Raw genomic sequence first — 25,956 nt, 5'->3', positions numbered from 1 at the left:
ACGTTAATGCGAAAATGGATGTGGGCACTGCTTTTAATCATTCCGGTGGTTGAGCTGTATGGTTTTATTCTGATGAGTGACTGGATCGGAGCCGGAAAAACGCTGCTTCTAATGATTCTCACGTCCTTGATTGGTATAGCCATGCTGCAGTTTGAAGGGCGGAAGGTGCTGCTTGACGCCAGAAACGAGATGGAGCGAGGGCAGGTGCCCGGCCGCAAGATGGTGGACGGATTATTTATTTTTGTCGGTGGCTTCCTGCTGATGATTCCTGGATTTGTAACGGACATTATCGGCTTTACGCTCGTATTTCCGTTAACTCGCCCGATCTACCGGCTGTTCTTCTTGGGCTGGCTGGAGAAAAAAATGAGAAACGGCAGTATTACCTTTTATCGCCGTCCCAAATAAAGCGGTGCAGACCGCTATGCCAAAGGCTCCGTTCCGCAGACTTAACGGTCTGGGACGGAGCCTTTTTTCGGATCGTATCCGATTCATCGGACCCTGCCATTAATGATATAAGTCCTCAGGTCACGCAGCACATTGGCGCGATTAAAGGCATCAAGGATAACGATACTGACCGGACCGATGATCAGGCCGAGCACACCGAACAGCTTCAAACCGACGAACATGCCTACCAAGGTTGCCAGAGGGTCCAGTCCTACACTGCTGGCAAGCACTTTCGGTTCGATAATTTGCCGGGCAATAAGCAGGATGAGATAGATGACGCTAATACCGATACCAAGGTATAGATCTCCGTTCATGAACAGATACGCGGCCCATGGCACCATAACCAGACCTACACCGAGGTAAGGCAGCAAATCAACAAGACCAATCAGCAGTGCGATGGTGAAGGCTGACTTCACTTGAAGAATCAGCAGTCCAATCATAACGAACAGTGCGGTAATCGAGATCATGATGAGCTGAGCACGTACATAACCGAAGAGTGCCTTCTTGAGATCATTCCAGATGTCGGAGATCGGCTTGCGAATAGAGGACGGGACCCAGCCTGAAACGGTGATGCTGTGGCGTGTCCAGCTGTTGCTGATAAAGAAGGTAGACAACAGAACAACGATCAGAACAGCGCCCATATTAGGCAGAGAGGTCAGCAGACTCAGGATCATATTGAAAAATCCGGTTACGAGATCCGTAACTGCGGTGCCTACGGTCTCGGTTGTTTTGCTAATATTACTGTTAATGGTCTCCTGATAGTTGGGGTTTTCCTTGTAAAATTCATTGATTTGTCCAATCAGGCTCTGAATTGTATCGTTCTGTGTCCAGCGGACAAACGTTGCCTTGATCTCATCCACATGCAGATCAAAGCTGGTAGTCAATGAGATCACCTCTTTGACCATTCGGGTAACAGCTGCAGACAGTATAACAACAATTGCACCAAAATACAGGATCAGTGACAGTGTAACCGCAAGCCAGCGCGGCAGCCTCAGCCTGTTCTGGAGCAGCTTGACGAGCGGATTCATGGCATAAGCAATAATCCAGGCAATGACAAAAGGATATAACAGCGGGAGCAGCAAATATATTGCAACGGCAATCAGCAGGGTGGCAATCAGGACCCATAGACCGCGAAGCAGACGTTTGACGAGGATTCGGTCCAAATATCAACTCTCCTTTATTCTAATCAAAGCACTCATCTAATTAATATAGAGCAATCACAAGCTTTTGAAACGTCAAAAGATGTGTTTGCCTCTGCGTGTCCAGTTACTCACTTACACATCATCTGCCTAGAGTATGCCTGATTTTTACAAAATATAGCAATACTTTTTTTGCATAGGTAGGAATGTTTAATACACATTAAATGTCAACCTTGCTTGTGTAAAGGTTTTCAAAAATGCTTTATCGCACCGATAAAGAAGTTTGGCCTTGAAACCATTATGTATCAAGGCTTTCTATGCTCCATCACCCACGATCCACCCACAAAGCCTAAAATATGTCCCCAATTAGAGCGTCTAACTTATCCGCAGCATCAAGTTTTCTAGCTTGCGTCACATGTAGGTAGACTCTTTCTGTCACTCTGTCATCTTCGTGACCCAACATATCTTGAATGGTCGGCAGATCCACTTTAGCTTCGGCCATTAATGATGTGAATGTATGTCTCAATAGATGGGGCGTTATGCTTTCGGGCAAATTAGCTTTTTCCAAAATATCAGACATAATCCCTCTTATCGTACTCATCGGCATTGGGTATCCAAGATATTGGTGTTCGTTAAAAAAAATGAAGTTGTGGTCATCAAACCATTTCCCATGCTGGCGCATTAATGATTGCTTATAATCCAATTGTTCTTTTAGGATATTCACAACACTTTGGCTAATCGTTATTTTCCTTACGGATGACGGTGTTTTCGGTGGTCCTATCTCATAGTTTTTAAGGGAGTTAGGGATGTACAAAGTCTTGGTTATTGAAAGTGTTTTGTTGAATTCTGAAAAATCGCTCAATTTCAAAGCGCAAAGCTCTCCAATTCGGACACCAGTGTAGGCCAAGACGAAAAAAATACGAAATGCTTGTTCGCTCGAAGCGTTTAAAGAGGTTTTTAAAAAATGAATCAACTCATCTTTTTCTAAATAGCGTGGGATGTCATTGTCCAGTTCAACTTCTTCGACAGTTTTTTTATATTTAGGCACTTTCACATGGAGGACAACATTTTTTCTTACAAGATCATGCTTCATAGCTCTCTCGAAGATCATCTTTAAAGTAACATACAAGCTAACAAGAGAACTCCTTGCGTACCCATCTTCTTTTAGATTGTCAAAAACGTCTTGGAGATAAAATGCGGTGAACTCTTGGATATACATTGATCCAAACATGTCATCTGCTAAATTGATCATGCTTTTACGAGTAGCAACAGTACTTTTCCCAACACCGCTTTTTGAATACTCTTCAATCCATTCCGCAGCCCAGTATCTGAATGTTATTTTTGATTTATCTATAAGCATGCCGTACATTAGTTCAGCGTCAATTCGGATCGATTCATTAAATGCATCATCATACGAATCAAATGCAGGTGTTTCTTTCTGTATCCTTTTCCCAGTGATGGGGTCCTTCATGTCATAACGATAGGTGAATTTGCCTGATTTTGTTTCTCGGATGTTAACCTTTTTCTTTTTTGCCATGTTGATCACCTCAAAAAATCAGTTGTCTTCTTTGTCCAATGAACGTTCCATCAATATATTGAACATTTTTACTTCCTCTGGAGGCAGGGATAAAATTAGTTCGATTGCTCTTTTTTGATCTTCTGTAATTTCTTTATTATGTATTTCTAATTCGGCACCAAACATAGGAAGATCAAACAATAAGTCGTCGATTGTTATATCCAACACCCTGGCTATCAGATCGACTTTCCCCATTCTAGGTTCATTTCTGCCTGATTCCCAATATCCAATCGTCACGCCTGAAACTCCGATTCGTTCACCTAATTCCTCTTTGGTGAGCCCTCTTTTTTCGCGGTACCTCTTAAGATTCTCTGCAAAAGATATTTTCTTCACGTCGATTCTCCTCTTTTGAAATTATGTATTCATCCTATCATTAAAATTCTAATATTTCCACAATAAATCTAACTTATACTTAAAAAAAACAAAATTATGCTTGAAGTCTAACTTTAAGTTTGGTATATTGATATCACCGGAGGGGGTGACCAACCATGGTGAGGCGAACACTCAGGGAATGGAGAGCCTACAGAAAGTATACAAAGTCAGCAATGGCGGCGAAATTAGGCATTCATAACAGCACTTATAAACGAATCGAAGACTATCCTGAGAAAACCACGTTCGAGGAAGCGGTTAAACTTGCTGAGGCTCTCGAATGTCAAATTAGTGAGATCATTTTTTTTGAGGGAAATCCTAACTTTATGTTAGGTGAAGTTCTCCTGGTCTAACATAACTTGTAATTGAAAGGGGTGAGTTCATTGTCATCCGAACTAATGACGATCAAAGATTGCATGTCTCACTTTAAAGCAAGCAGATCTACTGTAATGCGTCGTCTTTCCTCCGGAGAACTGAAAAGCTTTAAATTCGGGGGGAAACGATTGATTAAACGTGAGTGGGTAGCTCAGTTCGAAGAAATGAATAGAGAGGTGGGTTTCGATGTATCAACAAGATAGAAAAGACTTGATGACCGTAAGTGGTGTTCGAGGATTCATTGATGAAAAGGGAATCGCGCAGCTTAATCTCGAAGATGCCGCAAGAGGGCTTGGTTTTACGGACACGTCAAAAGGAGTTGAATACGTAAAGTGGGATCGCGTTCGCCAATACCTGAACGACTTGAGGTTTTCGACAGAAGTGTCGAAGGAATCGTTCATACCTGAAAATATTTTCTATCGATTAGCTATGAAAGCCAAGAACACTGCAGCGGAAGACTTTCAAACGAAAGTGGCTGATGAAATTCTGCCAGAAATCCGGAGAACAGGCAGTTATAACGCCAACAAATACCCAGCAATAAGCCAAGAGCTTCAATCAATTATTATGTTGGATATAAGAACACAGGAATTCGATCAACGACTTCATCGTATCGAAAAAAACACAACGATTGAACACGGACAGCTTCTTTCTCTTCAATCAACGTCTCATAAAGTCGTAACTGAATTGCTCGGGGGAAGAAATTCGGAGGCTTACCGAAACAAGGGATTACGCAGCAGGGTATACAAGGCGCTATGGAGGGATTACAAAGGCTACTTCAACATTAACTCTTATCACAACACTCTAATAAAGAGTTTTGACAGAGCGTTAGAACATATCGAATCTTGGAAGCTTCCAGGTCAATTGCAGCGCGAAATTGAAGAAGCTAATCGACAAATGTCATTTTAAGAAAGGGTGAACAGAATGTACGAGCTAATCACAGGAAACGCGGTTTCGTGGGTCTTTCCAGGGTCAGTGCCGCTCCAAATTCTCCAACGCTTTCGTGAGGTTGTCGGCGACTCGTTTGTAAGTATCTCTACGGAAGAGGGTTGCTTGGAGTTCTACGGAGCGCAAGCTCACACGATTATGTGCACTGATTGGGCGAACGAAAACAAATTTCAGTATATTCAAGTGTTGGACGATGTGTACAAAAATTTCAAGGACAAGGCGGGATGGGCATGACGGAAGCTAGATTGAAAGAACGCGTACTGTTGAATAGACGACTCAATGCACTGAGACGTCTACGGGCAGCGGCATTCCCTGGAACTGAAACATGGTTCGATACAGACATTGAATATCTGGAAGGTAAATTACGTAATCGGGAGGGACAAGCATGAACCAGAATACAAAGGATCGGCAGCGTCGGGCGCTACGTGCTCAACTGCTTAAAACGTATCACCAGTTAGCTGATGCAGAGGATGTATACAAACAGGCTGATTACCGGTTGAAAATACTACGTCTTGAGAAGCTGTTAAAGCGAGTAGACAATCCGGTAGACAATCGGGAGTACACAACTCAAGGGATGACAGTGGGGCATTGCATGAACTGTGAAATTTCAGTATCGAGGTACAGCATTTTGAAGGTAGAGGACAATGGTTCGATGTTCTGCTGTGAAGGATGCCGTGTTCATTACGATGAGTCATGCGGACATAGAAAAGCGGCTGCGTCTCGAGAACGCAACCGCCAGTCAGACAATTTCTTTAATTCATTTAGATCGATTATACCAACTACACAGCGGCAAATCAAGTTGGGGTAAGGGAGGCGTAGTGTAATGACAGATTTCAGACCATACCCTAAATCGCAACAGTTAAAGAGTAAGCGAATCAAACTGACCCAGAAGCAGAAGGGTGACATTATCGACGCAGTGGACAAGCAAGTAAAGGAACGTTCACGGGGCATATGTGAATCCTGCGGAGATAAGCGGGCGATTGACCGCGCTCATCTTACGGGGCGTACCCATATAGATCATCGGACTCAGGTTTACGATCTGGCCCACCTTTGCAAAGAGTGTCACGTGATGTTTGATGGAACGATAGAAGGCATACGGATGCGGCGGTTACTCGCTGCAATAATCAATCACGCTTTGGAACTTCCGGGAAATTCCCGGAACTCCAAGGAAACGAACGGAAGTGTTTTCGATGGCTGACAGAAGGATGATTGCAAAAATAATATCGGTTAGCGACAAAGTGAATGATTTGCCCGATATTTTCGATATGCTTCTTTTCACATGGATGATCCCACACACAGACGACTTCGGTCGTCTCCCTGGATCACCATCAAAAGTAAAAGGGCTGATAGTGCCCAATCTTGAAAGAGTCGGCAAAGCGGATGTTAAGACGGCGCTTGAGCATTTGCAGGCCGCAGGCTTGATTCAATGGTATGAAGTTGATGGCGATTCCGTCATTCAAATAGTGAATTTTGAGAAGCATCAGACGGGATTGCACAAGCGAACACGCTCGAAATTCCCTGATCCACCCTCTGATAATTCCAGACAATTCCCGGAAGTTCCCGGAAGTTCCGATCAGTTCCCAAAAATTCCTCCTGAACTGAAGAGAACTGAAGAGAAGAGAACTGAAGAGAACAGAAGTGAAGAGAAAGGAAAACAACAAGATAGAGCGGGCATCCTTCCGGATGACGATCCTCTCTTTCAACCTCTCGGAACTGATAGTAGTAGTTGTAGTAAACCTGATATTAATCTTTTCGATATCTTTCAAAGAGAAGGATTTGGAACAATAAGCCCGTTTACTTCTGACGAGATTCAGACATTAGAAAAGGACTATGGGGCACGCTGGGTGCAAGAAGCTATGAAAGTAGCTGTTTTGAACGGAATACGAAAGCTTTCTTACGTTGACGGCATCTTAGTCAGATGGAAAGCCAACGGAATAGATGAGCCTTGGACAAAAGAAGCTCCACCAGGAAATAACAAAGGTAACGGAAACAAAGGCAATAAATACAACAATCGTTCAGGTAAGCCAGATATCGAAATCGTCAAAAATAGCACCGAATCTGAATTATCTGATGAAGAATACGAAGAAATGTTGCGGTTTGCTGCCGAACAGCAAGCGAGTAAAGAACAGGGGGTGCCACATTGACTCGACTAGGTGGTAGAGGAATGGGCTTCGAAGAAATCATAACTTTCTCCAATGAACGATATGACACGCTGGGACTGGCTGTAGTGAACAAGCGACCTACTCCAGTAAAAGTAACGAAATCAGCAGGCAACACGGTTCTGGAAGGGTTTTATGAGTCTCCTTCAACAGTAGACTATGACGGAATTATTCCAGGAGGCAGAGGGATTGCCTTTGAAGCGAAATCGATAGCTGGTGATCGGTTCCCGCTGAGCAATCTCAAAGGCCATCAATTCGAATATCTGCTGAAATGTCACAAGATGGGCGGCATTGCATTCTTGCTGGTGGAATTTCGGAAGCAACGCGAGACATTCTTACTCCCGTACACGGCCCTGAGACACTACTGGGCGGCTTATCAGCAAAAGAAGGGTTCTAGTATCCATATCTCTGATTTCGAGATACACGCCTATCTGGTGCCCGAGAAACGCGTACCTGTGGACTACCTCGGAGTAGTGGACAAGCTTTGGAAGGCGTCAGGGTCATGATTATCACCTGTTATAAGTGCACATCGGACATGAAGGAGATTCGGACGGATTTGTTCCGGTGCCCGTTCTGTGGGTTCGAAGCACGTCAGTTATCAATGACTCGGGAAATTACCCAGGAAGACGTTAAAGCAGCAGCCAAGAACGATATCAGCAAAGGGCACTTAATCGAACGAGTGAGACGGTATAACTGGCCTATCGAAGAGGCGGTAACCGATCCGGTACGGAAACATGAGAAACACGGAAAATGGCCGGAGATAGCCGGACAGAACGACATTCCAAAGGCGACATATTACGCCAGGGTAAAAAGCGGATGGGGTCACGAAAGAGCGGCTACCGAAAAAGTGGATCGCAAAAAGGCATCAAGAACACGGCGGAAGAGTGGTGTTACTACATGAGCGGAACGGGACGGAAGCAATACAGAGATATAGCAACATCTAACAATGTTGGATATAAAGTATTTCAGCATAGAGTGTACTCTGGTATGTCACCGATAAAAGCCGCTACACTGCCAACGGAACCTAAAACAAAACGGGTTGACTTATCGCACTTGGAAGGTCGGGTGGAAAAAGTTGATGGACCTATGAGCAGAGTTGAGGCGTTGGAACAAATCGATATTCAAACCTTCAAGCACTGCGACTCGTGTGACGTTAGAATCCAGATGAATAAGCGTAACGGCACCAACTCATCGAAATTAGAGAAAATTTGCATAAGCGAATGTCCGGTAGGAAAACAAATCCAAAACCTTAGCCAGTACCTGACAGTTGGTCCTAGAAAATCAATCAAGGGGTGACGGATATGAGTTACGAACATCGCGTGATCACACCCAAGCAATATGCGGATGCGGCAGCTAATGGAATTCGAAATCGAGTTTTAGAAGATAGAGTCAGAAAACTTGGATGGTCTATGAAAGACGCAATTAGCAAACGACCAGGGAAAAATGTTAAACACGGAGATTGGCCGGATCGTGCGGAGGCAAATGGAGTCAACTCAGGCGAGTGTCAGAGATAAGGCAGTCACGGTATTTGCTAAAGAACTATTTATGAACGGATATGACGTAAGCACTTATCGCCAAATGGATTAGGGGAGGAAGAACGGTCATGAAAACTATCTTGGATGTTAAACGGAGGCTGGCTGCGGCAAGATGTCCGTATCCGGTGTCACTGATGGATGACTTGGAAGAGGCGTATGAGGAAAACGAACGTCTCCGCAAGGAGCTTGAAGAGGCACGCGATGCCCTGCATAAGATTGCAGATGGTGAATGGGAAGAAAGTATGGACAGCCAGTTTAACGATGTGTTTACAACACGGACGATCAATCCAACTCAAATCGCTAATGAAGCACTGGCGGCTTTGGGTCAGGAAGGAGAGGGGAACCAATGCAGATAGGATTCTCATCTTCGAGCGAAAGCAAGAATTGTGTAATTTGCGGCAAGAAGACATCGCACTACAAACGATATGAGCAATCAAACATGGTTATCACGATCCCAGCCCATGCAGGAGACTGTTACGACCAAGTGGATGTAAAACGGTTGGCTACCCGGGCGTTGACGGATATAAAGCAAAACATCAAGGGTTGAGGCGTGGGCCTCTCCCTACTAAGGAGGATATAACATGCGACTTAAATTCGAAATGTGGAAGGCTACTCAGCCGTATTCGGGCGGATACGTATCAATGTTTACTGATGGTAAGGGACGAACATCAACATCATGGCGGGCTAAGCCTATGATGTCCATCGATCATGCGGGGCCAGAATACTTGCCAGGTCGCCACAATAACGTTCGTACAGCCAGGCATGACCAGTTCATTAAAAAGCGCTACAAAGAAGAAATGATCCGCCTGAGAGGTGATATATAGATGACACAAACAGCACAAGTAATGATTGAAAAGGCTCTGCAAGTCTTTCCGAAATCATACGTCCATCGCAACGAAGAAATCATTTTGGAGCCACGGAACAATGTCTATTTTCGCTTGGTAGATGTAGAAACGGAAATAGACTTCAAATGCAAAATGTTCGCTTGGGTGTCCCGGCCTATCGCTAAGAGTTTGAATAAATATTGGGCACCACGAGTTTTGAAAAGATTTAACGAGTTGTTGGGCACGAACTTCACCAAAGACGAAATGTACTTGATATACGATCGGCTAGGCAATGACGTAAACCGTGCACTGACCGTGCGGTTCATTGAATCCAACTACGATATGGAGCTGCTGAAACGAGATTAGATCATTGGCCGAAGGCGTCCGATTCGACCGAAATACTAAGCGAAGCGAGGCCGGATCAGGTCTGGTCTCCCCAAATAGGAGGATATACAAACCATGAAAAAAATTAAACTCATACCCGCATTACTAAGCCTCATGTTATTTTTGCCAGCATGCACAGACGCGGACGTTGCATCATCCAATCTATCCAAGGCGGCCGACAACTTCGAGATCAACCGCAGGATCATCTTTTACAACGGCATCACAGACGCTTACATGCTAACAGTAGAGGGCCGTTGCTCACTCGGTAACGCAGATGACCGTAATGCCCAGCTCACAGTAACGTGCAAGGTAGGCGAGGATCAATACAAGAAGCATTTTTTAGGGCTATCCGATAATGTGACGTACTTTGCGGAGCAGTTAGAGCCAGCCGACGTAAGCGCCTATCACTACCGGGTCACATTCAAACCACAGGCGATCTTGCCGGACATTGATCTCAAAACTAAAAAATAGGAGGAAGCAGCATGAGACAATTCGGATTAACTTATGACGATGCCATTGCAATTCAATCATCATTATTTGAGGGGCTAAGAGCACAGAACAGGCTATATCAATCCTTCAGCCATGATCTATCATCTATGGAAAAACGTATCGCCAAGGAAGAAATGAGACGTTCTATGAAAAAGATCGCATATCTCAACAGCTTTACAAAGGCTAAGAGTAAGCCGGAGCTTCGAGATATAGGGAAGTTGGTGGTGGAATGAACAACCGTGTAGCACTTCACTTAAATGGATTGGAAGGTGCGTCTACTTCAGACCTGATTGAATTAATTAGGGAGAAAGACCAAGCATTACAGGCGGTCACTGAAGTTAACTGGCAGCTAACGTTTGAACGGGATCAGGCGCGGCGTGAAGCAGATGCTTATAAAGCGAGATGCATTAAATTTCAGGTGGATGAAAAGCGGCGCCAGAAAGTAGGTGGTCAGGCGTGAGCAAGATGGTTGTAGCTAAAACAGCATGGGTCTGGACAGCGGAAGCGGTGGAACAGAATAAATATCAAAAGCTTGAAGAGGGAACGCATGTTTGGGATAATTATAAGAAGGAAGCGCCAGCTCGGTGGCTTGAAGAAGGCTTGATCAGAGAGGCTACAGAGAAAGACGTTCCTGTGGGACAAGTAGCATTTGATATTTAGGAAAGGGGCCAAATATGGGGCTTGCGGTGGTACAAATGGAGATTTTCGAACGAGTGACGAAGGTTGAACGTGTCCAGGTCAAAAAGCTTTTGATGGGCTATCCAAAAATGGCCTTGCAAGTCAAAGACTTACGGCGGAGAGATCCGGCAACACTCACTCCTAATCAACTGAACAAATTAAGAGAAGATGGTCCGAAAGTAGATGAAATTAATGTTGCTGTCGGCTTGATTATAGATGAAGACGTTAAGAGAATATTTGAACATAGATACATTAAAGGCGTGAAGTATACCGGAACCATTGACGCTTTCTGGGAAGAGAGAGGGCGAAGTGAGAAGACCATAGACCGCCGCATAGCAGTGGGCGTTGACACCATCGCCGAACATCTGAAGCTATGCGGAATCATTGGCAAAAAGTGACGGTAAACTGACGCTAGATTGACGGTGATATGACGGCAAAGTGACGGTCGATCAGTTATACACTAGGCACATAAGAAGGGAATTGCTTCCTTCCGGTGTGCCTGGGTGTACCGTTATTCCACCCGGACTCGATCATGCTAGGTGACCCAGTCAAGCTTCATAACTGGCGAAGGGCGGTGTGATGCGGGGAAGGTGGGTAAGATCACCCCAAGCCGCTCCATCCGGGCGGTTATATAAATACGGATTATTTTATGGCCTTTCAGGAAACGGTGGGTTCGAGTCCCAGCAAGGCCGGATAAAATTTTCTTGATATTCTTTTGGAGTCATTCGGAGGGTTGCCGGATGACTCTTTTCTTTTTTAACAGGGAGGTGATGGCTGGTGAACATTGTTCAGCCGATCCGTGACCCAGCCATGATCGAGGAAATAAAGGAGTTCTTTGGAGCCAAGAGCAAGCGAAACCGGATGATGTTCGTGTTTGGGATCAATACCGGATACCGAATACAGGACATGTTGAAGGTTCGCAAACGCGATGTGATGGGTGAGCATATAGTCATGATCGAAATGAAGACAGGCAAGAAGCGGTGGTTACAAGTCAACCCGGTATTAAGACGGGAACTGAAAGAGTATACCGCTAACCTAAATGATGATGATTATCTGTTTCCGTCCAGGCAAGGGAAGAACAAGCCGATCAAACGGGACATGGCATACAAGATCATGAATGAAGCTGCCGAAGAATTTAAGCTGAAGGATATCGGCACCCACACCATGAGGAAGACATTCGGCTATCACATGTATCAGAAGACCAAGGACATTACATTGGTACGTAAGTTGCTAAATCATGCGTCAGAGGCTATCACGTTCCGGTATATCGGAATGGATCAGGACATGATGGATTCGGCCATGAATCGCTTTGGTGGCCTATGAGTTATTCATAAAAACATAGTGTATAACTCATTTTCAGAAAGCAGTCCAAACCCTTGATAAACCTAAGAAATTTAATGGTGTTCCAGTTATGCAAAATATATAGATATGAATAACTCATTGAGGAAGAAAAGGAGGGATTGAGTTGTTTAAAAAGCTGAAGGAGTTTCTATTTCCTGAAGAACAGATAATGAGAGACGTTTTCCACTGCGGGAATTGCAACATGAGATCAAGAGGTCAATGGTGTCTGGTGTGTACAGACAAACATTCTAAAGGAACCTATTGGGATGAGCGCGGATATCCATGGAAGCCTACGGCTAGGATACGCCCAACAATAAGCGGACCACGACCAAGAGGAGGAAGTAGCGTGGACAAGAAACAAACGCCAAACATCAAAGGCCTCGAAGTTAACGTTGAAGTGGACTCGAAACAAATGGATGTAGCGATTACGAAAGCGGAAAAACTTGTGGAGCTATTGGAACAAGCGAACCAGCTGTCTGGGGACAGCGCAAGACCGAAGCTGTACTCAAAAGAAGTAAAGTCAAAAGGAGACCTTCGAGAGGTCATGACTGCTCTGGATATTCTCGACAAGTGCTACACGATAACTAAATCGAAGCAACAAGGAAACATCATGAAGAACATTCCTTATGAAGTGTGGAGAGTGGAAGAAATCAGTGAGGAATATGCGACTACTGCCCTTACTGAAACAGCCGAGGAATAACGAATGCCACTTAAACGCTTCTGTAGTAAGCAAGGATGCAAGGAGTACACAACAGAAGGCAGATACTGTGAAGACCATCAAGACCAGGCACATAGCTATGACCAACAAAGAGGGACAGCAGCTGAGCGTGGATATGACAGCCAATGGCGTAAGGCCAGAACTGGATTCCTGAAGAAACATCCGCTGTGTGTGACGCACTGGAAGGATGGCTATGTCCAAGCGGCTACGGTAGTCGATCACATACAGCCACACAAGGGAGACAAGGCGCTGTTCTGGGACCGAAACAACTGGCAAGCGCTATGTAAGCAGTGTCATGACATCAAGACAGCCAAGGAAGATGGTGGTTTCGGCAATGGGTAGGGGGGTCAAATCTCTGGAAACCTTTTGGACGATAGACCGCGTCGGACTTATTTCGCGTAAAAACTCGTTTTATTAATTTTTCAGTGACTCAGGCAGGTGAACCCAATGGGAAGGAACGCAAAACCAGTTTCCCTGCACCTCGCTGCGGGGAATCCGAATCGATTGACGAGAGAACAAATTAAGGCACGACAGGAAGGGGAAATCAAACTTGGAAAAGCTGAACTCGACAAGCTGAAACCTCCGGCATTCGTGAAGAATGATCCAATTGCCTTTACTCATTGGAAGCAATGCATGAAAGAATATAAAGCGGCAGCTGCACAAGATATTGAACTGATAAGCAGTTCAGATGTGGGGCTTTTAGCCATGTATTGTAAGACGTATTCGGAGTATGAAAGGCTTCAAAAATCATATCAAACGATTGATAAAGTCGCCTATGATTCTGAAGATTTGGACGAATATATTGAAGAATCCGAAGATTTTAACATGAAAGTTAAGAAACAATTACGAAGCATGATTGCGGTTGATGGATTGCTTCGGATAGAGACAGCGATAAACAAGAAAATGGACATGCTGCTGAAAATGCAGGATCGTTTGTTCCTTAATCCGCTGTCCAAAGTGAAGAACGTACCAAAACCGAAGGCCAAGGAAGAGAAGCCGAGCAGGTTTGGAAAGTTTGGAAACCGAAGTGGCTAATCCTCAGATTTACCCGTACAACACGGTTGGTGAGACAGACAGGGTAACAGCCTATGCACTTGAAGTTACGTCTGGACGAATAACTGCGGGGCAGGCTCAGCGGCAAGCATGTGAACGGCACCTTCGGGATCTGGATCGACAGGGTACGGAAGACTTCCCTTACGTATTTGATCCAGAGAAGGCCCATGAAATCATAGAGTTTGCCGAATCTCTTACACTGGCCGAGGGCGAGGAACCACTTCCACTAGATTTGTGGGGTTTTCAAGACTTCATCTTTGGTTCTTGGAACGGTTGGCTCAAGCTGGACGGACATCGCCGCTTTCGAACATCGTACATCCAGGTAGCCCGGCAAAATGGTAAGTCGTTGGGCAACGCGGTGCCTGCACTATTTTACGGAAACTTTGACGGATACAGTTATCCGCAGGTGTATGTAACAGCGACAAAAGAAGCACAGGCGCGCATCGTGCTAAAAGAGTGCATCAAGTTTATTGATGCAGATCCAGAGCTGGCCGGAGATGAATACGAATCCGGTCTTTTTGACGTAAAGGATTACAAAAGTACGATCCTATGTACCCTATCGAAAGGCGAAATCAGGGCGCTTGGCCGTGATACCAAATCCATAGACGGGTTCCGGCCGTACTTTGCATCCGTCGATGAATATCACTTGCACAAGGATAACCAGATGTACAAGCTGCTGGCAGACGGAACGAAGAAGCTGAAGCAGTGTCTTATTTCCGTTATCACAACGGCCGGGTTTAACATCAACGGTCCATGCTACGAACTGTATAAATATTGCAAGATGGTTCTGGCCGGTGCTCATGCGGATGACACGCAGTTCATATTCATTTGTGAGCTGGATAAGGAAGACGATGTCTGGGACGAATCGAACTGGCCGAAAGCAAATCCTCTCTGGACTCCAGAAACATTGGATAGCTTACGAGCTGAAGCGATCAAAGCCAAGGTTCAGCAAGGGGAAGAGCTTCGTAACTTCCTGACCAAGTCCCTGAACAGATGGGTTCAGTTCTCGGACACTCAGTATATGAACATGGAACACTGGGTTAATTGCGAATCCGATACAACCATCGAGGACATGGAAGGCAAAGAATGTTACTTGGGTCTGGACTTGTCTTCAGGCGGAGACCTTACGAGTGGTGCATTGGAATTCCCGTTAGATATTGATGGGCAACGAAAGTATTACATTCATTCACACAGCTGGATTCCTTCGGCCCGTGTCGATGAGCATGTGAAGAGTGACTTTGCGCCATATGACATGTGGATTATGGAAGGGCTACTGACTCCGACAGAGACGATGGGCGGCGTTAAGACGGATTACAAGTACATCCTGTCTTATTATCGGGACCTGATCAAAAAACATAACCTCAAGCTACTGGGCATTGCGTATGATCCACATAACGCAGATGCCTTTTTGTCTGATTTGGAAGAGTTCGGGGTGGATCTGGTTGAGATTGTTCAGAGTGCCAAGAGCTTGAATGACGCTACGGTGGATTTTAAGTTGGAAGCAGAGGCCAGGAACGTCATTTACGACCGAAGAAACAAGCTGCTGACATGGAGCATGGCGAATGCCAAGACGGTGAGTAACAGTTTCGGAGAAATTAAGATCGATAAGGACCCGTCATCCAAAACGAAGCGGATCGACCCAGTTGACGCTGTGATTGATGCCCACAAGCTGACGCTTTCCAATTCAGCTAAACCGAAAAGATCCGTTTACGAAGATCGGGGCGTGAGAGCGATTTAATGAAAGGGGGTGTACACACTGCGGATACCATTTGTTTCAAAATTGTTGGAGAAGCGAAGCCAACCAAGTGAGTCAAGCGATACAAGTGATTTGGAAAACCCGAAACGGTGGATGTATAAAGCGTTCGGCGCTCTCACAGGCCGGGGGGCTACTGTCACAGAATCAACGGCCATGCGTTCAACGGCCGTCCTTACATGTGTCAGGATACTCGCAGAGTCGGTAGCGTCTCTTCCGTTGCCAGTATACAAAAGGTTAAATCCTAGAGGGAAATCCAGAACAACACATAGGGTTGGTTATCTTCTTCAAAATCAGCCCAATCCAAGGATGACGGCATTCACCTTCCGGGAAACGATGATGGCTCACATATTGTTGTGGGGTAACTGTTATGCGGAAATTGAATATGACTTAGCAGGGGAAATAGTTGCTCTTTGGCCGATCCCACCTCACAGGGTTGAACACATGGAGACAGCTGATGGAGATCCGTTTTTCAGAGTCACAACCAAAGATGGTAAACAACATAATGTACCGTTTTATGCCATGTTCCATATACCGGGGCTTGGATTTGATGGTACCAAAGGCGTGTCCGTCATTCATTGGGCGCGGCAGGCTGTTGAATTGGCTCTGGCGACGGAACAATTCGGCGCGGATTTCTTTGAGAATGGAACAAACGTTGGTGCAGTCGCAACGCTACCCGGTACATTGTCCGATGCAGCTTTTGAACGGCTCCAAAAATCACTTCGAGAAAAATACGAAGGGCTTGGTAAAGCTCATCGCCTGATGCTCTTGGAAGAAGGCATGACCTTTTCAAAGAACACAATTCCACCGAACGATGCTCAGTTTTTGGAAACAAGGAAATTCCAGATTCTTGAGATTGCACGGGTATTTCGTGTGCCTCCACACATGATGGCAGACCTTGAACGCGCTTCGTTTTCTAACATAGAGCAACAGTCGATTGATTTTGTCATTCATTCACTCCGACCTTGGCTTATTAGGTGGGAACAGACGATCAGCTGGAAGTTGTTTTCAGAGAGCGAACGAAAGAAGTTCTTTGCTGAACATCTCATTGAAGGATTGCTTCGAGGTGATTCATCTGCGCGTGCAGCGTTCTATAAGGAAATGTTCAACATGGGTGCTTATTCTCAAAATGATATCTTGGAGAAAGAAAATGAGAACCCGATTGAGGGCGGAGATAGGTATTGGGTGCCTTTAAATATGTTGCCGCTGGATATGGTCGATGAGTATTACAAAAATCAGAACAAAGCTAATCCGATTCCACCGGGGGGAGGTGATAACAAAGATGGGAAACAAGACGAAGGAACAAAGGGAACTGATCTTACCGGAGAGTCGGCCGGAGGTTCGGAAAGTTGATGGAGAACCGACAAAAATCATTGGTTACGCCGTGAGGTGGGACCAGTTATCACATCCGATTTTTGGCATGTTCCAGGAGAGATTCAAGCGCGGGGCATTTGCGGCCAGTTTGGTTAACCCTGATGTTTATGCCTCCTGGCAGCATGACGCACGTGAGATATTAGGACGCACACCGGGAACGTTGCTTGTTACTGAGGATGACATTGGTCTGAGATATGAAATCACGCCTCCAAGTTGGGCGGAAAAATATGTGGAGACGATCGAGCGCGGAGACGTGCGGGGGTCGTCTTTTATTTTTCGCCCAACCAAGGAAGAGTGGGACGAAACAAACGCAGATATGCCGATTCGGTCGGTTATTGAAGCGGAACTATTCGAAGTTAGCCCGGTAACGACTCCAGCCTATCCTCAGTCGACGGTAGGTATTCGATCAGCTGAAGAAGTGTTTCAAGAAAGAACCGGTGACGATGACGAATTGCTGGGCTACACCGTCGAAGAGTTAGACATGATCATGCTTGAACATGACATGAGAATGAGAAAATTGAACCTATAAGGGAGATGGATTGTTTGAAAAATCTTATCGAATTGAGAAAAAAACTTGCTGCAAAGAAAGAGGAAATGCGATCACTGATCGTGCTGGCACAGACGGAAAAACGTGGCTTTACGGATGACGAAGAAACCAATTTTACAACCATGGAAGCAGAGTCCCGTTCCTTAGAAGATGAAATCAAACTCGAAGAACGTGCCCAACAGTTTGCCATGGGTGGCAGCGGCGCAAAACATACACCTGATGATCCAGCGCATGAAAGTGAATTCCGTAGCTTGGGTGAGCTGATTTCGTGCTACCGATCCGATCCGTATGATCCACGTTTGAAAGAATACCGTGAAATGGCTGCGGGAACAAAAGCTTCTGGCGGCGTTTTCGTGCCTCCTAAGTTTTCGGCGCAATTATTTGAAATCACGCCGGAAGAAGCGGTTGTTCGTCCGCGTGCCTTGGTCATCCCTGCTGACGAAAACGCTCCGGATTCCAGTACTACATTCCCTGCGCTAGACCAGGGAGCTGGTTCCAATATGTACGGTGGTGTAGAGGTTAACTGGATCGGTGAAGGCGATGAAAAACCGGAAACAAGCGCCAAGTTCAGAGATCTAACTTTGACGCCTCATGAGGTTGCTGCTCATATCGTTGTCACAGACAAGCTTTTGCGGAATGCTCCAGCTGTGAACACCATCATTACAAAATTATTCAGAGGTGCGATTGCTGCAGCTGAGGATGATGCTTTCCTGTACGGTAATGGAGTCGGTAAACCAAGCGGTGCCATGGTATCTCCAGCATCCATTACAGTGCCGCGTAAAACGGCGAACCTGATCACTTATCCTGATGTTGTTGCCTTGATTGCTCAAGCTAAACTTGGTGGTGCTTTGATCTGGGCAGCATCTCAATCCATTTTGCCGCAACTTTTGACTATGAAGGATGAGGCTGGTAATTTGATCTTCCAACCAAATGTTGCTGACAAGATGACAGGGACGCTTCTTGGATACCCAATCCGATTTAAGGAGAACGCTCCAATCCTCGGCGCAACGGGTGACCTGGTACTTGGAGATATGGGTTACTACCTCATCAAAGACGGTTCCGGTATCTTTATCCAAGCTTCCGAACATCCATTGTTCAAACAAAACAAAACAATCATCAAAGCCTTTTGGAACGTTGATGGCAAGCCGTGGGTTAACGGTCCTTTCGAAATGGAAAACGGTTATCAGGTGTCTCCGTTTATTAAACTAGGCGTTCCAACACCTTAATCAAATTATTTATGCGGCCCGGGTTTCCGGGCCTAATAGGAGGATGGAGAAAAATGGCCAAAAGTGAAACATTGAATTATACGGTAATCTCTGCTTTTAACGATAAAGAAACGGACACTTTGATTGAACCTGGTTCTTTATATCCTGCGGATCAGAAGCGTGCAAGCGTTTTGAGGGCTGCGGGTGTCATTTCTGAGGATGACGAAGGTCAAGCTTTGTCAAAGCAAACTAAATCAACTGACTCGGACAAGGATAAGGATGCTCCTGGCGGTGATCCTGATGCTGACGACACTCCAAAGAGCTAAAGGGATGTTGTCCATTCCGCTGGATGACACTTCACAGGATCTGTATTTGCTGTCGGCTCTGGCCGCGGCATCGGAATGGATCGAACGGGAATGCAATCGGAGTTTTGAATACAAGACATACCAACAGACGTTGGACGGTCCTGGAACCCAGTTCCTCCGGCTTCGAAACTTCCCTATCCATTCAGTGTCAAAGCTGAGCATTTACGATAAGGAGCAGCAAACCGACTCTATCAAGATTGAGTCCGAAAACGGGATGTTATTTAAACGCTCTGGTTGGCCCTGTGAGGCGCGCATTATCGATGTGGAATATTTAGCCGGATACATTCTGCCAAGCGACGAGGAAGGCGCTCCGGCTTCGACATTGCCACAGAAATACGAATTGGCCTGTGTATTGCTTGCTCAAACGCTGATGAGGGAACAAGGCGTTACCAGTGAGAAGGTTGGAAACATATCCGTAACATACAAGGATGAGGGCCGAAGCCTGCCAGGAGCAGTCAAGGCTCTTATTCAGTTGTGAGGTGGATGGATGGCTAGGAGAAGTGTGAGGCGTGCTAATGTGCAGTATACCGGAGATATGGACTTGTCTGTGTTGGTGGATCGGGTCCGGCCATTGATGGATCAAGAAGTGGTTATCGGGGTTCAGGGTAATGCGGAGTTGGCTATGATTGCAGCGGTTCACGAATTTGGTTCGGCCAAAATGAATATTCCGGCCCGTTCCTTTATCGGCACCGGGAAGAAAAAGGCGCAGGCTGCTATAGGCAAACTTGTTCGCGCTGGGGTCAATGAAATCGCGCTTGGGAACAAGACGGTTGAATCTCTCTTGCAGGAGATCGGAGAAGTTGGGCAACAACGAGTGGTCAAGAACTTTGACCGGATCAAGCAGCCGGGAATATCTGCAATCTATGCCCGTTATAAAAAAGGAAAACGGTTGTTGCAGTCAGACATGGATTTACGAGATTCTATCGTCTTCCGTGTCCGGGCTAAAGGAGGTTAGCCATGAGATTCAACCAAGCGCGTATCCTGCGCAAGTATGAGCGTCCATACACCCTTATCCGAGAAGATGATGGGGACTGGAACTCTGTTGGAGTCTATCGACCTCCTGAGACGCAGAGAATTGACCTGAGAGGGTCGATACAGCCGTTAGGGGATAAGTTAACCCAGACGGATGGAGGACGTTACACAGTGGACGACAGGCTGTTACTGACAACGTTCCAGCATGATGCGGGTGACGTGGTGGAGCATCAAGGCAAACAGTACACCGTGGAAACGGACTCGGATTGGAATCAGTACAGCAATGTGAACGAATATCGGTTAAAGCGGGTGAGCACTCATGATCCAGTTTGAAGCGATCCGGAAAAGCATGATTGAGGGCTTGTCTGGGGCGTTGGGTGTGCGAGTCATTGAAATTGATGGCGTTAACAAGGTTCCGCCTGTCCCGTTCATGACGTATAACTTTTCGGATGAAGGCAGTGTTCGCGGTCACATGGCCGTGACACTTGAAGGCGACAAAATGGTTCATTCAGGAGACGTGCCGCTTAGCGTAACGTTTCAAAGCTATGCCCATGATCGTCTGGGCGCTGTCGTTCTGGCGAACCGGGCAAGAGACTGGTTCCTAACAGCTGGGCACCGGCTCCTGAAAGACGAAGTGAACACCGTTGTCGTTACGGTTGGCGAGTCTATCAACAATGATGTTCAGCTGGGGAACGAATGGGAGCGCCGGAACGGTTTTGAAATCGAGTTGCGGACCAAAAACGTAATCGAAGAAAACTACATACCGATTGAATCGGTAAATGTGGAAGGAGTTGAGCCACTTGGCTAAAGACGTAAATGTAATCATTGAGATTGAAACACCCACGCCACGATTGGGATTTGGCAAGCCGTTGATTCTGGGTTCAGCCACAGCGGGAAAGCCGTATAAAACATACACCGAATTATCAAGTGTCAAGCTGGATTATGCGGAAACGACTGAGGAATACAAGGCGGCATACGCTTTGCTGAATCAAGGTGATGATTCACCTGCAGAAATTGCTATCGCCTGTCAAAAGACTGGTACTGAACCGGAGAGCATTGATGATGTTCTGGGTCGTTTGTGGAAGGAAGATTGGTATTTCCTGATCACCACAACCACGCTTCAAGCAGATGTGGATGAATTTGCGGCAGCGATTGAACAGAACAACTCAAGAGAGTATTTCACACGTTCTTCCACGCTTGCGGATGTTGCCTTGTTGCTAGCTGAGAATTATAGCCGGACTACAGTTTTCTATCATACTGATATTTCAAATTATCCAGAGGCGGCATTAATTGGCCGGGTTGGTTCTGCTCCTGTTGGATCAGTGACATGGAAATTCAAATACTTGCAAGGCATTACGCCACTTGACATCACAGACACGGAGCTGCGCGAGATCCATACTGCGGGAGCTATTACGTATGTGACCAAAGCCGGGCAGAATCAAACGTCAGAGGGTAAAACCTTGTCTGGTGAATGGATCGACGTCATACACTCCAAGGATTACATCCGATTCAATATCGAATATGCCATTCAAAGGCTATTTGCCAAGACGAAAAAAGTCAGCTTTACGGATACGGGTATTGCTCAGTTGGAAAGCGAAACACGAACCGTTCTTCAGCAGGGATTCAATCAGGGCATCATTGCCGCTGACGAGAACGATCAACCGATGTACGGAACAACGTTCCAAACCCGTGCCCAAACTGATCCAGCTGATCGGGCGAAACGGATCTACAACGGCGGGTCATTTTGGTTCGATCTGGCTGGAGCGATTCACGAAACTACCATTCGCGGTCTAATCCGCAAGTAAGGAGGGATAATTCACTATGGCAGCAACAACATACGATTCCAAGGCCGTCAGCGTTATCGTTGGCGGTGTTTATCTTACCGGATTTTCGGAGGATATGGTTGAGGTTGAGAAGGACGAGGATAATTTCGAGGTTAAGGTTGGCGCTCAAGGCGATACCGTCCGGACGAAGGTGAATAATCCTCTCGGTACAGCTACCGTAACATTGCAGCAGACAAGCCCACAGGTAGCGTATTTGGATGGTCTTGCAAATAGTGGTCAGCTGGTTCCGGTGACTATCATCAATGCAGGACCACCAAAAGAGACCATCACCGTAACAGAAGCATTCATCAAAAAGCCTGCTTCTCGGACTTATGGCAATGAGGCAGAGGATCGGGAGTATGAATTTGTATTGATGGACATGTTGTTCAGCTAATTAAAAACCAAAATAGAAAAGGATGATATTTCATGGCAAACTTTGCACAAAAACAATTTACTTCTAAAGCAGGAAACGACTATACATTTCAGTTCCCAGGTGTTCGTCAGGTTACCAAAATTACAGACCGCATTAAAAACAAATTTGGCGGTGCTTCAGATGAGAAGCTTTCCGAAGAAATGTTATCTCATGTCGTAGTTGAACCTAAACAAAAGATGGATGATTTCAAGGGTCCGAGTGGTTACAAAGAGCTTGGTGAGGTTGTAGGCGCAGCATATGCATTCATTACAGGTAACGATGAGAAAGACGAATCTGAGGAAGATTCCAAAGATGCTGAGTAAATCAGAAGCACGAGAACGCGCCACAAACAATTGGCCGTTATGGCGTCTGTTGTTGTCTGACATGTCGATCACATATAGCGATTTGGACAACATGGACCCGGATGATATTGCCGAAGCCAATGCAGCACTTGATATTCATATTGAACAACAAAAGAAGAATGAAAAACGGAAATAGGCGTCCATTACGGGCGTCTTTTCTGTTTTAAGGGGGCGGTTTGAGGTGGCAGGAGGCATTATAGGCAACCTCATGTTTGCCGTTGGTTTTAAATTAAACACTCGCGGTTTAGACGAAGGCAACAAGAAAATATCCACTCTGACCAAAGGTGTTGTTGGATTGGGTGCCGCTGGCGTAGCTGCAATGGCTGGATTGGGAATTGCGGGGATAGCAGCTGCAACCGAGTTCGAAAGATCCATGTCTGACATCCAGAGCGCAACGGGTATGGCTGCTGATCAGATGGAGGCGACAAGAGACGTTGCCAAAAATTTATATTCGCAGAACTTTGGTGAGGATTGGGCCGATTTAGGCAGTGCCATTGCAACTGTTCAGCAAGTAACCGGACAGACTGGAGATGAGTTGGAGAACACAACTCAAAGTGCGTTATTACTACGGGACGCCTTCGGATATGAAATCAACGAGTCTATTAAATCAGTAGACACGATGATGAAACAGTTCGGCATTACGTCTGAACAGGCTTATGACTTGTTGGCGCAAGGTACACAAAAGGGTTTGAACAAGTCGGACGAACTCATGGACAGTGCTAACGAATACGCCAACCAATTTAAGTCTCTCGGATTCTCGGCTGAAGAAATGTTCGACGTCTTCGCAGCCGGTTCTGCAGAAGGTGTTTTCCAGCTCGATAAAGTTGGGGACGCGGTTAAGGAATTTAACATACGTTCCAAGGATGGTAGCAAGGCTTCCATAGAAGCGTTTGAAATGTTGGGACTTAATGCAGATACGATGATGCATACGTTCGCCAAAGGTGGACCTGAGGCAAAGTCGGCATTTAGCCAGATTATTCAAATGATATCTGACGTTGAAGATCCTGTTCTCAAAAACCAAATTGGTGTATCGCTTCTGGGTACTCAATTCGAGGATCTGGAGGCAGATGTAGTTGCGGGGATGGGCAGGGCCACAAGCCAGTTCAATTCCACAGGTGAAGCCATGGCTGAGCTGAACAAGATTAAGTTTGATAAGCCGGGCGAAGCCTTCCAGATGTTCGGCAGACAGATTGAAACCAGTATCCTGATTCCTATAGGTGAGAAGCTTCTTCCGTATTTCAACCAGTTCGGACAATGGATGGCGGATCACAAACCACAGATCGAGGCGGTTGGTAATGCTATCGGTGATGGATTGGGTGCGGCACTGGATTGGGCAGGGAATGCAGTTTCCTTTGTGTATGACAAGTTCAATGAATTCATCCCTAAAATTCTCGAATTCAAGGATCAGGCCGTTTCCACATTTCAGGATTTCAAAAAAACATTAGAGGATAACCAGGGCACGATTGGAGCAGTGGTCGGGATTATCACAACATTGTTGCTCCCGGCATTCGTCCAGACGGGCATACAGGCTATGGTTGCAGGTGCGAGAATGACAGGAGCGTTCTTGTTGTCAAAGGCGCAAATGGTAGCCAATGCCGCTGTAATGACTGGTCAGATGGTCCTCTCGATGGTCCGATATGTAATCCAAGGTTGGGCGGTTGTAACATCAATTACAGCGACCATTATTGCTTGGACTGCTCAAAAGGCAGTTATGATTATTTCAACTGCTGCTTCTTGGGCTATGACAGCAGCTCAATGGGCCATGAATGCGGCGTTTCTTGCGAACCCGATCACATGGGTTGTACTTGCTATCATAGCGGTAATTGTTATAGCTATTGCTGTATTCAAGAACTGGGGAGCCATTAAGGATTGGTTAGTTTCCAAATGGCAGGCACTCAAAAGCGGGACGATATCAATATTCCAATCGATTGGGAATTTCATCAAGAATATGTTCGCGGGGTTGGTCACGTCAGTAACCACCAGAGCAACAGCCATTTGGGATGGAATCAAGTCGATATGGGATCGGATCACCGGGTTCCTGTCAGGGATCAACCTGTTCGACATCGGAAAAAACATCATTGAAGGTATGATCAACGGGATCGGCAGCATGGCGAACGCTGTAGTCGATAAGGTGAAAGAAATCGGTAACGGCATCACTGATAAGATCAAGGGCATTTTGGGTATTCACTCACCATCACGTGTCATGATGGAGGTTGGTTTCTTCACGGGTGAAGGTTTGGCCCGAGGTATTGAAGGTACTCAGGATCGTGTTTCCGGCGCTTCAGCTGATGTCACGGAAGAGATTATGCCTGATATGAACGGCAAGTCTGCCATGGCTCCAGCAAGAGCGCTTGCTCCTGCAACTGCTTCAACTGCTGGCGTGGCAGCAAGTTCCAGTATGAATGTTAGCGTAAATATCGATATCCGTGCGGATGCTTCCACGGCAAACGTTGCAACCGATATCGGCGCAGAGGTTAGACGACAACTGCAATTGGCATTGGAAGAAACGTTCAGACGGATGGGGCTACAGGTTCCTGAAATGGAGGGAGCTTAATGGCAAAGATTGACGGTCATTACATCTTGGTGGAACAGGAAAGTCCGACCTTTGATGTGGATATCACCACGCAGCCTGTGGAAAAAGATATCGACATGATGGACCATGTTCAGCGCAAAGCACGGACAATGGGTATTACAGGCGTGGTGGCCGGATCGGATGCATCCAAGATACTCGCGTATCTCAAAAAAGCATCCGATTCAGGCCAGATTGTGAAATATGTCGGACGTATGGCTTTCACGGGGATCATCTCCGGTCTGGCGACAGGTCATACAAACCAGATTGCCAATGGATACTCGATATCCTTTACGATGACTGAGGTACGTATTGCCACATCGTCGTATTCAGCAAAACTACCTACGCCTGTCAAAGCGCAGACAGTCAAGATTGTTAACTCAGGAACGAAGCAGACCAAGGAGAGCAAAAAATCCAAGTCGAAGAGTTCCAAGGATAAGGATAAGTCGAAGCCGAGTAAGTCCAAAAAGACTAAGTCAAAGAAAGAAAAGGAGCCTGTGAAAAAGGTGAAGTTTAAGCCTGGTAGCCCTTGGGCGTAAGGAGGT

42 protein-coding genes are annotated in these 25,956 nt (G+C 46.0%); 39 read left to right on the top strand and 3 right to left on the bottom strand.

The features are described from left to right. Positions 1–6: 6 nt before the first annotated feature. Positions 7–405 carry an FxsA family protein gene (locus DFQ00_RS02345; RefSeq protein WP_110893733.1) on the top strand — a complete coding sequence of 133 codons (399 nt, stop codon included), beginning with the start codon at positions 7–9 and terminating at the stop codon, positions 403–405. An 83-nt stretch (positions 406–488) separates the two neighbouring features. Here the strand turns inward: DFQ00_RS02345 and ytvI are convergent, their stop codons facing one another. The 3 genes from ytvI to DFQ00_RS02330 form a co-directional block, all read right to left on the bottom strand. Further along, positions 489–1,607 carry a sporulation integral membrane protein YtvI gene (gene ytvI, locus DFQ00_RS02340; RefSeq protein WP_110893731.1) on the bottom strand — a complete coding sequence of 373 codons (1,119 nt, stop codon included), beginning with the start codon at positions 1,605–1,607 and terminating at the stop codon, positions 489–491. Positions 1,608–1,932: 325 nt separating this feature from the next. Next, positions 1,933–3,120, bottom strand: a complete 1,188-nt coding sequence (locus DFQ00_RS02335; RefSeq protein WP_110893729.1) for a tyrosine-type recombinase/integrase — start codon at positions 3,118–3,120, stop codon at positions 1,933–1,935. A gap of 18 nt (positions 3,121–3,138) precedes the next feature. Then, positions 3,139–3,492 carry a helix-turn-helix transcriptional regulator gene (locus DFQ00_RS02330; RefSeq protein WP_167433577.1) on the bottom strand — a complete coding sequence of 118 codons (354 nt, stop codon included), beginning with the start codon at positions 3,490–3,492 and terminating at the stop codon, positions 3,139–3,141. A gap of 155 nt (positions 3,493–3,647) precedes the next feature. On the opposite strand from DFQ00_RS02330, the gene DFQ00_RS02325 reads away from it, so the two are divergent. The 38 genes from DFQ00_RS02325 to DFQ00_RS02140 all read left to right on the top strand — a co-directional run bounded on the left by DFQ00_RS02325 (position 3,648) and on the right by DFQ00_RS02140 (position 25,950). Further along, a complete protein-coding gene (locus DFQ00_RS02325) occupies positions 3,648–3,881 on the top strand; it encodes a helix-turn-helix transcriptional regulator (protein WP_110893725.1) in 234 nt (77 codons plus the stop codon). A gap of 45 nt (positions 3,882–3,926) precedes the next feature. Beyond that, complete coding sequence (locus DFQ00_RS30295) at positions 3,927–4,106, top strand: helix-turn-helix domain-containing protein (RefSeq protein WP_146236094.1); 180 nt, start codon at positions 3,927–3,929, stop codon at positions 4,104–4,106. Further along, entirely contained in the window at positions 4,090–4,809 is a 720-nt protein-coding gene (locus DFQ00_RS02315; RefSeq protein ID WP_110893721.1) for an ORF6C domain-containing protein, read from the top strand. The genes DFQ00_RS30295 and DFQ00_RS02315 overlap by 17 nt, the downstream gene beginning before the upstream one ends. Before the next feature lie 269 nt (positions 4,810–5,078). Next, positions 5,079–5,237 carry a hypothetical protein gene (locus DFQ00_RS28965; RefSeq protein ID WP_167433576.1) on the top strand — a complete coding sequence of 53 codons (159 nt, stop codon included), beginning with the start codon at positions 5,079–5,081 and terminating at the stop codon, positions 5,235–5,237. Further along, positions 5,234–5,656, top strand: coding sequence for a hypothetical protein (locus tag DFQ00_RS02305; RefSeq protein ID WP_110893717.1), 423 nt, complete (start codon positions 5,234–5,236; stop codon positions 5,654–5,656). The genes DFQ00_RS28965 and DFQ00_RS02305 overlap by 4 nt, the downstream gene beginning before the upstream one ends. A 15-nt stretch (positions 5,657–5,671) precedes the next feature. Next, positions 5,672–6,046, top strand: a complete 375-nt coding sequence (locus tag DFQ00_RS02300; protein ID WP_110893715.1) for a hypothetical protein — start codon at positions 5,672–5,674, stop codon at positions 6,044–6,046. Continuing rightward, positions 6,039–6,992 carry a DnaD domain-containing protein gene (locus DFQ00_RS02295; protein ID WP_110893713.1) on the top strand — a complete coding sequence of 318 codons (954 nt, stop codon included), beginning with the start codon at positions 6,039–6,041 and terminating at the stop codon, positions 6,990–6,992. Before DFQ00_RS02300 ends, DFQ00_RS02295 begins: the two co-directional genes overlap by 8 nt. Beyond that, positions 6,989–7,513 (top strand): Holliday junction resolvase RecU, encoded by a 525-nt coding sequence (locus tag DFQ00_RS02290; protein WP_244213658.1) that lies wholly within the window; start codon positions 6,989–6,991, stop codon positions 7,511–7,513. Before DFQ00_RS02295 ends, DFQ00_RS02290 begins: the two co-directional genes overlap by 4 nt. Before the next feature lie 29 nt (positions 7,514–7,542). Beyond that, positions 7,543–7,908 (top strand): hypothetical protein, encoded by a 366-nt coding sequence (locus tag DFQ00_RS28960; protein WP_167433575.1) that lies wholly within the window; start codon positions 7,543–7,545, stop codon positions 7,906–7,908. Continuing rightward, positions 7,905–8,303: a zinc-finger domain-containing protein gene (locus tag DFQ00_RS02285; protein WP_167433574.1), complete on the top strand. Its 399-nt coding sequence runs from the start codon at positions 7,905–7,907 to the stop codon at positions 8,301–8,303. Before DFQ00_RS28960 ends, DFQ00_RS02285 begins: the two co-directional genes overlap by 4 nt. 5 nt (positions 8,304–8,308) lie before the next feature. After that, the gene (locus tag DFQ00_RS02280; RefSeq protein WP_110893707.1) at positions 8,309–8,521 is read left to right on the top strand and encodes a hypothetical protein; all 213 of its coding nucleotides are present in this window, start codon (positions 8,309–8,311) and stop codon (positions 8,519–8,521) included. 89 nt (positions 8,522–8,610) lie between these two features. Next, positions 8,611–8,898, top strand: coding sequence for a hypothetical protein (locus DFQ00_RS02275; protein WP_244213657.1), 288 nt, complete (start codon positions 8,611–8,613; stop codon positions 8,896–8,898). A gap of 225 nt (positions 8,899–9,123) precedes the next feature. Next, entirely contained in the window at positions 9,124–9,366 is a 243-nt protein-coding gene (locus tag DFQ00_RS02265) for a hypothetical protein (RefSeq protein ID WP_110893703.1), read from the top strand. Beyond that, positions 9,367–9,732 (top strand): hypothetical protein, encoded by a 366-nt coding sequence (locus DFQ00_RS02260; protein WP_110893701.1) that lies wholly within the window; start codon positions 9,367–9,369, stop codon positions 9,730–9,732. A 93-nt stretch (positions 9,733–9,825) separates the two neighbouring features. Further along, entirely contained in the window at positions 9,826–10,221 is a 396-nt protein-coding gene (locus tag DFQ00_RS02255) for a beta-sandwich lipoprotein (protein ID WP_110893699.1), read from the top strand. A gap of 11 nt (positions 10,222–10,232) precedes the next feature. Continuing rightward, on the top strand, positions 10,233–10,472 hold the full coding sequence (locus DFQ00_RS02250; protein WP_110893697.1) for a hypothetical protein: 240 nt from the start codon (positions 10,233–10,235) through the stop codon (positions 10,470–10,472). Then, complete coding sequence (locus DFQ00_RS02245) at positions 10,469–10,699, top strand: hypothetical protein (RefSeq protein ID WP_110893695.1); 231 nt, start codon at positions 10,469–10,471, stop codon at positions 10,697–10,699. Before DFQ00_RS02250 ends, DFQ00_RS02245 begins: the two co-directional genes overlap by 4 nt. Continuing rightward, a complete protein-coding gene (locus DFQ00_RS02240; RefSeq protein ID WP_110893693.1) occupies positions 10,696–10,899 on the top strand; it encodes a hypothetical protein in 204 nt (67 codons plus the stop codon). The genes DFQ00_RS02245 and DFQ00_RS02240 overlap by 4 nt, the downstream gene beginning before the upstream one ends. Before the next feature lie 35 nt (positions 10,900–10,934). Continuing rightward, on the top strand, positions 10,935–11,315 hold the full coding sequence (locus tag DFQ00_RS02235) for a hypothetical protein (RefSeq protein ID WP_208643739.1): 381 nt from the start codon (positions 10,935–10,937) through the stop codon (positions 11,313–11,315). Positions 11,316–11,694: 379 nt separating this feature from the next. Continuing rightward, positions 11,695–12,240 (top strand): site-specific integrase, encoded by a 546-nt coding sequence (locus tag DFQ00_RS02230; protein WP_110893689.1) that lies wholly within the window; start codon positions 11,695–11,697, stop codon positions 12,238–12,240. 364 nt (positions 12,241–12,604) lie between these two features. After that, positions 12,605–12,958 carry a hypothetical protein gene (locus tag DFQ00_RS28710; RefSeq protein WP_146236093.1) on the top strand — a complete coding sequence of 118 codons (354 nt, stop codon included), beginning with the start codon at positions 12,605–12,607 and terminating at the stop codon, positions 12,956–12,958. Positions 12,959–12,961: 3 nt separating this feature from the next. After that, positions 12,962–13,318: an HNH endonuclease signature motif containing protein gene (locus DFQ00_RS02220; RefSeq protein ID WP_110893685.1), complete on the top strand. Its 357-nt coding sequence runs from the start codon at positions 12,962–12,964 to the stop codon at positions 13,316–13,318. A gap of 105 nt (positions 13,319–13,423) precedes the next feature. Then, positions 13,424–14,011, top strand: coding sequence for a P27 family phage terminase small subunit (locus DFQ00_RS02215; RefSeq protein WP_110893683.1), 588 nt, complete (start codon positions 13,424–13,426; stop codon positions 14,009–14,011). Continuing rightward, positions 14,004–15,767 (top strand): terminase large subunit, encoded by a 1,764-nt coding sequence (locus tag DFQ00_RS02210; protein ID WP_110894070.1) that lies wholly within the window; start codon positions 14,004–14,006, stop codon positions 15,765–15,767. The genes DFQ00_RS02215 and DFQ00_RS02210 overlap by 8 nt, the downstream gene beginning before the upstream one ends. Before the next feature lie 111 nt (positions 15,768–15,878). Then, complete coding sequence (locus tag DFQ00_RS02205) at positions 15,879–17,135, top strand: phage portal protein (RefSeq protein WP_279630384.1); 1,257 nt, start codon at positions 15,879–15,881, stop codon at positions 17,133–17,135. After that, complete coding sequence (locus DFQ00_RS02200; protein WP_167433573.1) at positions 17,065–17,685, top strand: HK97 family phage prohead protease; 621 nt, start codon at positions 17,065–17,067, stop codon at positions 17,683–17,685. Before DFQ00_RS02205 ends, DFQ00_RS02200 begins: the two co-directional genes overlap by 71 nt. A gap of 14 nt (positions 17,686–17,699) precedes the next feature. Next, complete coding sequence (locus tag DFQ00_RS02195; protein WP_167433572.1) at positions 17,700–18,929, top strand: phage major capsid protein; 1,230 nt, start codon at positions 17,700–17,702, stop codon at positions 18,927–18,929. Between the two features lie 53 nt (positions 18,930–18,982). Continuing rightward, positions 18,983–19,234, top strand: a complete 252-nt coding sequence (locus tag DFQ00_RS02190) for a hypothetical protein (protein WP_110893674.1) — start codon at positions 18,983–18,985, stop codon at positions 19,232–19,234. Beyond that, positions 19,209–19,751: a phage head-tail connector protein gene (locus DFQ00_RS02185; RefSeq protein ID WP_110894068.1), complete on the top strand. Its 543-nt coding sequence runs from the start codon at positions 19,209–19,211 to the stop codon at positions 19,749–19,751. Before DFQ00_RS02190 ends, DFQ00_RS02185 begins: the two co-directional genes overlap by 26 nt. Positions 19,752–19,760: 9 nt before the next feature. Next, positions 19,761–20,228 carry a phage virion morphogenesis protein gene (locus tag DFQ00_RS02180; RefSeq protein ID WP_110893672.1) on the top strand — a complete coding sequence of 156 codons (468 nt, stop codon included), beginning with the start codon at positions 19,761–19,763 and terminating at the stop codon, positions 20,226–20,228. A 2-nt stretch (positions 20,229–20,230) separates the two neighbouring features. Further along, entirely contained in the window at positions 20,231–20,578 is a 348-nt protein-coding gene (locus tag DFQ00_RS02175; RefSeq protein ID WP_110893670.1) for a hypothetical protein, read from the top strand. Continuing rightward, a complete protein-coding gene (locus DFQ00_RS02170) occupies positions 20,565–21,053 on the top strand; it encodes a phage neck terminator protein (protein ID WP_110893668.1) in 489 nt (162 codons plus the stop codon). Before DFQ00_RS02175 ends, DFQ00_RS02170 begins: the two co-directional genes overlap by 14 nt. Continuing rightward, a complete protein-coding gene (locus DFQ00_RS02165) occupies positions 21,046–22,050 on the top strand; it encodes a DUF3383 family protein (protein ID WP_110893666.1) in 1,005 nt (334 codons plus the stop codon). The genes DFQ00_RS02170 and DFQ00_RS02165 overlap by 8 nt, the downstream gene beginning before the upstream one ends. A gap of 16 nt (positions 22,051–22,066) precedes the next feature. After that, complete coding sequence (locus DFQ00_RS02160; protein ID WP_076326872.1) at positions 22,067–22,462, top strand: phage structural protein; 396 nt, start codon at positions 22,067–22,069, stop codon at positions 22,460–22,462. A 32-nt stretch (positions 22,463–22,494) separates the two neighbouring features. Beyond that, positions 22,495–22,803, top strand: a complete 309-nt coding sequence (locus tag DFQ00_RS02155) for a hypothetical protein (protein ID WP_110893664.1) — start codon at positions 22,495–22,497, stop codon at positions 22,801–22,803. Continuing rightward, entirely contained in the window at positions 22,793–22,978 is a 186-nt protein-coding gene (locus DFQ00_RS02150) for a hypothetical protein (RefSeq protein ID WP_110893660.1), read from the top strand. Before DFQ00_RS02155 ends, DFQ00_RS02150 begins: the two co-directional genes overlap by 11 nt. A 45-nt stretch (positions 22,979–23,023) precedes the next feature. Continuing rightward, positions 23,024–25,396: a phage tail tape measure protein gene (locus tag DFQ00_RS02145; RefSeq protein WP_110893658.1), complete on the top strand. Its 2,373-nt coding sequence runs from the start codon at positions 23,024–23,026 to the stop codon at positions 25,394–25,396. Next, the gene (locus tag DFQ00_RS02140; RefSeq protein WP_110893656.1) at positions 25,396–25,950 is read left to right on the top strand and encodes a phage baseplate protein; all 555 of its coding nucleotides are present in this window, start codon (positions 25,396–25,398) and stop codon (positions 25,948–25,950) included. Before DFQ00_RS02145 ends, DFQ00_RS02140 begins: the two co-directional genes overlap by 1 nt. Positions 25,951–25,956 lie beyond the last annotated feature (6 nt).

Source organism: Paenibacillus barcinonensis, from assembly GCF_003217495.1.
GTDB lineage: Bacteria > Bacillota > Bacilli > Paenibacillales > Paenibacillaceae > Paenibacillus > Paenibacillus barcinonensis.
Note: the sequence above shows the minus strand (reverse complement) of the source record. Positions and strands in the feature narration are given on the sequence as shown.

Bases quoted from the DNA above. Each gene is read 5' to 3' on its own strand.
- DFQ00_RS02190 (WP_110893674.1), top strand. From the start codon at position 18,983: ATGGCCAAAAGTGAAACATTGAATTATACGGTAATCTCTGCTTTTAAC.
- DFQ00_RS02245 (WP_110893695.1), top strand. From the start codon at position 10,469: ATGAACAACCGTGTAGCACTTCACTTAAATGGATTGGAAGGTGCGTCT.
- DFQ00_RS02300 (WP_110893715.1), top strand. From the start codon at position 5,672: ATGACAGATTTCAGACCATACCCTAAATCGCAACAGTTAAAGAGTAAG.
- DFQ00_RS02235 (WP_208643739.1), top strand. From the start codon at position 10,935: ATGGAGATTTTCGAACGAGTGACGAAGGTTGAACGTGTCCAGGTCAAA.
- DFQ00_RS28965 (WP_167433576.1), top strand. From the start codon at position 5,079: ATGACGGAAGCTAGATTGAAAGAACGCGTACTGTTGAATAGACGACTC.
- DFQ00_RS02305 (WP_110893717.1), top strand. From the start codon at position 5,234: ATGAACCAGAATACAAAGGATCGGCAGCGTCGGGCGCTACGTGCTCAA.
- DFQ00_RS02160 (WP_076326872.1), top strand. From the start codon at position 22,067: ATGGCAGCAACAACATACGATTCCAAGGCCGTCAGCGTTATCGTTGGC.
- DFQ00_RS02285 (WP_167433574.1), top strand. From the start codon at position 7,905: ATGAGCGGAACGGGACGGAAGCAATACAGAGATATAGCAACATCTAAC.
- DFQ00_RS02175 (WP_110893670.1), top strand. From the start codon at position 20,231: ATGAGATTCAACCAAGCGCGTATCCTGCGCAAGTATGAGCGTCCATAC.
- DFQ00_RS02200 (WP_167433573.1), top strand. From the start codon at position 17,065: ATGGGAAACAAGACGAAGGAACAAAGGGAACTGATCTTACCGGAGAGT.
- DFQ00_RS30295 (WP_146236094.1), top strand. From the start codon at position 3,927: ATGACGATCAAAGATTGCATGTCTCACTTTAAAGCAAGCAGATCTACT.
- DFQ00_RS02155 (WP_110893664.1), top strand. From the start codon at position 22,495: ATGGCAAACTTTGCACAAAAACAATTTACTTCTAAAGCAGGAAACGAC.
- DFQ00_RS02180 (WP_110893672.1), top strand. From the start codon at position 19,761: ATGGCTAGGAGAAGTGTGAGGCGTGCTAATGTGCAGTATACCGGAGAT.
- DFQ00_RS02295 (WP_110893713.1), top strand. From the start codon at position 6,039: ATGGCTGACAGAAGGATGATTGCAAAAATAATATCGGTTAGCGACAAA.
- DFQ00_RS02215 (WP_110893683.1), top strand. From the start codon at position 13,424: ATGGGAAGGAACGCAAAACCAGTTTCCCTGCACCTCGCTGCGGGGAAT.
- DFQ00_RS02250 (WP_110893697.1), top strand. From the start codon at position 10,233: ATGAGACAATTCGGATTAACTTATGACGATGCCATTGCAATTCAATCA.
- DFQ00_RS02220 (WP_110893685.1), top strand. From the start codon at position 12,962: ATGCCACTTAAACGCTTCTGTAGTAAGCAAGGATGCAAGGAGTACACA.
- DFQ00_RS02335 (WP_110893729.1), bottom strand. From the start codon at position 3,120: ATGGCAAAAAAGAAAAAGGTTAACATCCGAGAAACAAAATCAGGCAAA.
- DFQ00_RS02185 (WP_110894068.1), top strand. From the start codon at position 19,209: ATGCTGACGACACTCCAAAGAGCTAAAGGGATGTTGTCCATTCCGCTG.
- DFQ00_RS02345 (WP_110893733.1), top strand. From the start codon at position 7: ATGCGAAAATGGATGTGGGCACTGCTTTTAATCATTCCGGTGGTTGAG.
- DFQ00_RS02150 (WP_110893660.1), top strand. From the start codon at position 22,793: ATGCTGAGTAAATCAGAAGCACGAGAACGCGCCACAAACAATTGGCCG.
- DFQ00_RS02275 (WP_244213657.1), top strand. From the start codon at position 8,611: ATGAAAACTATCTTGGATGTTAAACGGAGGCTGGCTGCGGCAAGATGT.
- DFQ00_RS28960 (WP_167433575.1), top strand. From the start codon at position 7,543: ATGAAGGAGATTCGGACGGATTTGTTCCGGTGCCCGTTCTGTGGGTTC.
- DFQ00_RS02255 (WP_110893699.1), top strand. From the start codon at position 9,826: ATGAAAAAAATTAAACTCATACCCGCATTACTAAGCCTCATGTTATTT.
- DFQ00_RS02260 (WP_110893701.1), top strand. From the start codon at position 9,367: ATGACACAAACAGCACAAGTAATGATTGAAAAGGCTCTGCAAGTCTTT.
- DFQ00_RS02265 (WP_110893703.1), top strand. From the start codon at position 9,124: ATGCGACTTAAATTCGAAATGTGGAAGGCTACTCAGCCGTATTCGGGC.
- DFQ00_RS02170 (WP_110893668.1), top strand. From the start codon at position 20,565: ATGATCCAGTTTGAAGCGATCCGGAAAAGCATGATTGAGGGCTTGTCT.
- DFQ00_RS02140 (WP_110893656.1), top strand. From the start codon at position 25,396: ATGGCAAAGATTGACGGTCATTACATCTTGGTGGAACAGGAAAGTCCG.
- DFQ00_RS02325 (WP_110893725.1), top strand. From the start codon at position 3,648: ATGGTGAGGCGAACACTCAGGGAATGGAGAGCCTACAGAAAGTATACA.
- DFQ00_RS02205 (WP_279630384.1), top strand. From the start codon at position 15,879: ATGTATAAAGCGTTCGGCGCTCTCACAGGCCGGGGGGCTACTGTCACA.
- DFQ00_RS02315 (WP_110893721.1), top strand. From the start codon at position 4,090: ATGTATCAACAAGATAGAAAAGACTTGATGACCGTAAGTGGTGTTCGA.
- DFQ00_RS02280 (WP_110893707.1), top strand. From the start codon at position 8,309: ATGAGTTACGAACATCGCGTGATCACACCCAAGCAATATGCGGATGCG.